The organism is Segatella hominis (genome assembly GCF_004535825.1).
Lineage (GTDB): Bacteria > Bacteroidota > Bacteroidia > Bacteroidales > Bacteroidaceae > Prevotella > Prevotella hominis.
In genome coordinates this window covers 1-5,367 of the sequence record NZ_SGVY01000093.1, presented here as the reverse complement: position 1 = coordinate 5,367, position 5,367 = coordinate 1, and the positions used below count along the sequence as shown (strand labels likewise).

Below are 5,367 nucleotides of genomic sequence, written 5' to 3'. Positions count from 1 at the left end.
TTATTGTGTCTATAAAATTAGGAACGAAAAATAAGGAGTGTCTACTATTTCAGTTTTATGAAATTGATAGTGTCTACCTTTTTAGTTTATAAAGTAAAAAAGTGTCTACAGAAATCAGGAAAAGTCAAGTCGGAACAAAGAGAAGCAAGACTATATCAGGAACTATGGATACCATTCATACTTGGAGTAGGGTATCCATAGTATTGGTATTGCTTATATCTTTTAGCGTAAAGCTATTGGCGTATGATAGCAAGCAAGACAAAAAAGACTTTATTCAGCAAGTCCAAGGTTGGGAATGGTTTTATGCGGAGTTGCCAACACTTCAAGCCGTATCATATCCGTATGCTATGTCATATAGAAGCTATGCTTCTCACCCGATGTATCGCTTGGTAGATAAAGCTCTTATTTCTGATAATGGAGAGTTGAAAAGAATCCCTTACCTTTTAAGATACAAATGGGACATTCCTGTATCTTCATTGGAATTCGATTCATACAACCGTTACGTCGAAAAGAAAGAGGCCGAGAATCTCGTTCGGACAATTTGTGAAAAGTTAAGTACAGAGCCTCTACCTGAAAATTTATATGTATTATTTGGAAGTAATATCTTCTACACAACAAAAGATTATGCAGCATGGTTTGCAGAGAATCGAAATTTGGTAACTGACTTAAGACTGTACAATGCTGATTTTCCATTGTTTTCTATTGCAAGAAAAGCATCATTCTTGAATGCAACTCATACAGCAATAAGCCCTGAAGGAAAACTCATAACTGTCTCCTTTGAATTGAAAGAAAAGTATATTAAGCCATTGGTGGAATGGATTAGCCGCTTAAACTCAGATACTACGGTTTGTACATTTTCGTTTAAAGCAATTGATACACTTAATGATGGTATGGAGGTATACTGTCGTAATACTCAAAATCTCCAAAGTCATAATAGTGACATCGCTACAAAAGTAAATCAAGTAAAAGAAGACGCACGAGTTGATTTCTTATTCCATTCTGGCAGCGATTCAGAAAATGAGATAATAAAAGACATCAAGGATTCTGTTAGAATGCGCATGATGGTTTCTGATTATCAACACAATAAGTACTCTGTATGGGATGAAGGTGATAAGGTGAAACAAGAAATCGAAATAAGGCTCGGAATGCGTGAAAGGAAAAAGGCGGAACATTCTCCAGAGCAGAAGAATCAATTTGAAACGGATGGTATGAAAATTCTCTGTCGTCATCTCGGAATAACATATACTGCAGGTATGACAAAGAAAAAAATGGCAGAGGAATTCAAGAAAAAATATGCCAATTTAGACCAAATGACTATAGCATTAAAAATACGCGACGCAGCAGTTGCAGCAAATGAAGAGTTGATTGTTAAAACTGTAACTAAAGCTGCAATTATGCCCCAATATATGAAGCCTGTTGCCATCTCTGAAGAAATAAAGAAAAAGGCAGACAATTATGTTCGTCAGCTGCAAGATGACAATAATGATTTGATCGAAAACATATCTGCCATTGAAAGAATTGACGACACTAATTTCAAAATAGTATTCACTAATCCAAAAACGACTGATTGTCGTTCGGTTCGCATAAGGTTTTTCTCAGATAAGCCTTTCAAATACGGTTACAAAATCGAAATAGAATAAGCAGAAAAGAGGTCTTTGTAACTTATAGATAATCAATAGCTGATTCCCATAAAAGTGACTTTTTAAAGTGGATTCGTTGTTCTAATTTCGCATGTGGTTCAGGCCGTATGGAACATACCTGCGAAAGTTAAGTTAAAAGTCCACTTTAAAAAGTCGAAAATTGCATTTTTCTTTTTATTAAAGTTATAATATTGTGAAATCTCTATCTATATAAGTTCTTCTTGCGAGAAGGTTTTTTCTTAATCTGATAAGTAATAAATGATTTACAACCGCAAAGATAAATAAAAATATTGAAACGTCATCACTTTTTCTACATTTTTTTTGTTCAGACCGATTCGAATGATTATCTTTCCTATAAAGAACCGCAGTTTTTAGTCAAGAGCCGTGAGGGCTATAGATAGCAAAAAGTCAGTAAGAATGAGTGATTGTAGAAAATATTTGCAAAGTTTTCTACATAAAAAAAGTTAATTTAATCAGTGGCGTGTTACGCATATCGCTGATTTTTTATATTTTTGCACCATTAAAGAAAGGGAACGATATGGCAGAAATAGCAAACCGTATATACGAGACAAGTGAAGGGCAGATTCTCTTCATCTCAGACTTCTCGGACATCAATGATAATGAGAAGGTGGTAAGTCGTGCGCTTTCGGTAGAAGAAAAAAAGGGAAATATAGTTCGATTAGCTAATGGGGTTTATCTTCGCCCAAAGAATACCCGATTTGGGATAGTCTATCCATCAATAGACGAAATGGTGATGGCTATTGCCCAGCGAGATAAGGTGCAAATACAACCTTCAGGAGTTACAGCGCTGAACAAACTTGGACTCTCTACTCAGGTGCCGACAAAATATACTTATCTGACATCGGGAAGTGGAAGAGTCTTGACTCTTGGTAATCGGACTATAGTGTTGAAAAGAAGTGTTCCAAAGAACTTTGCTTTTAAGACAGTGTTGGCAGCGCTTCTTGTACAAGCTCTTAGAACATTAGGACAAAAGAATGTAGGTAATCAAGAACTTTCTATCATTAGAAAATTGGTCAATGAAGAGGAACATAAAGACTTGTTTGTACAAGATCTTACTCTTATGCCAGTATGGATGAGAAGGCTAATAACTGATATAATAGATAAAAACGAGCATTATGACACTTTGGTTAAATCACACAATAGATGAACGAATAGCAATGTTGCAACGTGCGGAAGAAAAGTTTCGTATTAATCAAGTCGCAATTGAAAAGGACTGGTGGGTAACAGTTGTGCTCAACGCTCTTTTCAAATGTTCATGTGCAGATCAACTCATCTTTAAGGGAGGTACAAGTCTCAGTAAAGGATGGAATTTGATAGAAAGATTCAGTGAGGATATAGATTTATCTGTAAACCATGAATTCTTCGGTATAGAGAAGACGACAAAGAATCAGCGAGAAAAACTTCGCAAGAAGGCACGTAGGTATTTTCTTGATACAGTTTCAGCAGAGTTGGATGAAAATCTAAAGAAACTTGGTGTGGAAGGGTACCATATAGAAAATGTAGTAGAAGAAATTGATGAGGATGGTAAGGCAAGTCCCGTTGCAAGTGATAAGGACCCATCTGTCATACTCGTTCATTATGAGTCTATGCTTGGCCATACGATAGAATATATTCCGCCAAGAGTAAAGATAGAGATTAGTTGCTTGTCTATGAACGAGCCTACGGAAGACCGTTTGATTTCATCATATATTGAGCAGACTTTCCCTGGAGAAGATGAGGCGGCTACAGCTACTATAAGGACTGTTGTGCCTACACGAACATTCCTGGAGAAGGCATTCTTGCTATGTGAGGAGTTTCAGAAACAGACTCCTCGTTATGTCCGAATGTCAAGACATCTTTATGATCTTGAACGCTTGATGGATACAGAATTTGGCAAACAAGCCCTGCTGGATATGGACTTGTATGAGCGTATTGTTAAGCATCGTTCCATATACTATGCTGTAGGGTATGTAGATTATTCTAAGTTGATGCCGAGTGAGATTGATTTCGTTCCTCGTCAAGGGTTGATGAAGGATTGGGAGGGTGATTATGCAGAGATGTGTAACCACTTTATCTATGGTCAGACTTTATCTTTCGAAAAACTTTTAGAGCGAATCAAGGAGTTGCAAGATAGGTTTAGAAAAGCCTTTTAGCGACTTTTGCTCCATCATATAAAAGTGGGACATTCATGGGTGTACAGGATATGACTTCCGATACACCCACTTCTTTATGATTTCCTTCTAAATGTGGAAATTGATTTCCTTGAGCCAGGCACGGGTGTCGAAGCAGGGACATTCCTTGTGGACGCCAGGCAAGTCGCGATGACCTAAAATCTCGGCATCAGGATAGTCAACGCAGAGGCTCTGGAGCAATTCCTCCATCGTAACCTTCTGGGCCAAGGTACGGGTGTCCTTGCAGCGACCGTGCTCGTCCAGACCGCCCTCATAGCAGATGCCGATGCTGTGGGCATTGAAACCCTTGGCGTGGGCTCCCATCTGACTCTCCGGACGACCCGGATAGAGCGTGCCATCCTTCGTGATGTAGTAATGATAACCTACAGTCTGGAAACCTCTTGCCTTATGACACGCTTCCAACTGCTCTATCGTGAAGTTCTGATTCACTCGCGTTGCACTGCAATGAAGTACAATCAGCGAATATTTCTCTTGTTTTTACTCATAATTTTACCGTTTTCTGTTTTAAATGTTAATACTCTTAAATTTTATTGGTAGAGAAGGAAAAAGGAGATAACTCCTCAATTCCCTCCTTCTGAAAAAATAGTGGTTAATCCTGATTCAGTAAGTAGCAGAATAGGACCGCTATCCTCTGCAACTGGAAACGCAGAAAGCGCTGGCAATTGCTGTCAATACTGTGATGATGAAATTGATCACGTTCTTCAATGTTACATTCTTCATTCTGTTCAAATTTTAAGTGGTTAATAATTTTGTGAATTCATTCTCAAGACTCAGTGAGGACGGTTAGAGTTCGTTGTCCTCACCGCCGTCTGAACCGCCAGTTTGCGAGTTGTCTGTGTTTCCGCCGCCAGACTGGGTGTTATCCTTGTTTTCACCAGACTGGGAGTTGTCTTTGTTCTGATCGTTGTTACCCGAACCGCCTCCGTTGCTGTCAGGACCAGATGGGGTAGTGGTCTTGCCAGAATCCTCGGCGAGGAGGTTGGAAGCATTCTTCAGGGAAGCCTGGATGTCGAGCTTGTTGCTGGTCAGATTACCGGTAGCACGGGCACGGAGTCTTACGCCTTCGATGTTCTTCGCCACAGAGAAATCATCCTCACTATCAGCACCCTTCTTGGTCTTCAGACCGATGGAGAAGATGGCCAGGTCATCGATTTTCACTGCAAAACCCTGGAGCACCAACTCCTTGATGCACTTCACCATGTCGGTGAGCAAACCCTTGGTGGCACCGGGCGAGAAACCCGTATTGTGTTCGGTCATGTGTTCAGCGAGTCCGTTGAGATTGACGGTTTGAGTTACTACTGGGCGGGCATAATACTTGCCATACGCCTTTTGAATTTTCGGGTTCTTGTTTTTAGATAATTTAAATAAAATCATAATTACTGTTTATTGAAAGTGGTTAATTACTGTTTGTCTTACTACAGAAAAAGTGTACACCATTTTAACTTAAAAAAAGTAAAATGGAAAGCAAAAAGAATGAACGTGCAAATTACAGTTTAGACTTTAAACTAAAAGTCTTGGCTGACATGTATGAGAAT

Annotated in this window: 6 protein-coding genes; 3 read left to right on the top strand and 3 right to left on the bottom strand. The window is 39.1% G+C overall.

From position 1 onward, the window contains the following. Positions 1–101 precede the first annotated feature (101 nt). The 3 genes from EXN75_RS16900 (at position 102) to EXN75_RS16890 (ending at position 3,793) form a co-directional block, all read left to right on the top strand. Positions 102–1,640, top strand: a complete 1,539-nt coding sequence (locus EXN75_RS16900; RefSeq protein WP_134844708.1) for a hypothetical protein — start codon at positions 102–104, stop codon at positions 1,638–1,640. 421 nt (positions 1,641–2,061) lie between these two features. Further along, positions 2,062–2,808 (top strand): DUF6088 family protein, encoded by a 747-nt coding sequence (locus EXN75_RS16895; RefSeq protein WP_134844707.1) that lies wholly within the window; start codon positions 2,062–2,064, stop codon positions 2,806–2,808. Next, positions 2,777–3,793: a nucleotidyl transferase AbiEii/AbiGii toxin family protein gene (locus EXN75_RS16890; RefSeq protein ID WP_134844706.1), complete on the top strand. Its 1,017-nt coding sequence runs from the start codon at positions 2,777–2,779 to the stop codon at positions 3,791–3,793. The genes EXN75_RS16895 and EXN75_RS16890 overlap by 32 nt, the downstream gene beginning before the upstream one ends. A gap of 87 nt (positions 3,794–3,880) precedes the next feature. Here EXN75_RS16890 and EXN75_RS16885 read toward each other — a convergent pair whose 3' ends face one another. From EXN75_RS16885 to EXN75_RS16880, 3 genes are all read right to left on the bottom strand, one after another. Beyond that, positions 3,881–4,291 (bottom strand): N-acetylmuramoyl-L-alanine amidase, encoded by a 411-nt coding sequence (locus tag EXN75_RS16885; protein ID WP_134844705.1) that lies wholly within the window; start codon positions 4,289–4,291, stop codon positions 3,881–3,883. A gap of 165 nt (positions 4,292–4,456) precedes the next feature. Continuing rightward, a complete protein-coding gene (locus tag EXN75_RS17915; RefSeq protein WP_158570188.1) occupies positions 4,457–4,552 on the bottom strand; it encodes a smalltalk protein in 96 nt (31 codons plus the stop codon). Positions 4,553–4,615: 63 nt separating this feature from the next. After that, positions 4,616–5,206 carry an HU family DNA-binding protein gene (locus tag EXN75_RS16880; protein ID WP_134844704.1) on the bottom strand — a complete coding sequence of 197 codons (591 nt, stop codon included), beginning with the start codon at positions 5,204–5,206 and terminating at the stop codon, positions 4,616–4,618. Positions 5,207–5,367 lie beyond the last annotated feature (161 nt).

Excerpts from the sequence above, each read along its gene's own strand:
- EXN75_RS16890 (WP_134844706.1), top strand. The coding sequence starts at position 2,777 with ATGACACTTTGGTTAAATCACACAATAGATGAACGAATAGCAATGTTG.
- EXN75_RS17915 (WP_158570188.1), bottom strand. The coding sequence starts at position 4,552 with ATGAAGAATGTAACATTGAAGAACGTGATCAATTTCATCATCACAGTA.
- EXN75_RS16880 (WP_134844704.1), bottom strand. The coding sequence starts at position 5,206 with ATGATTTTATTTAAATTATCTAAAAACAAGAACCCGAAAATTCAAAAG.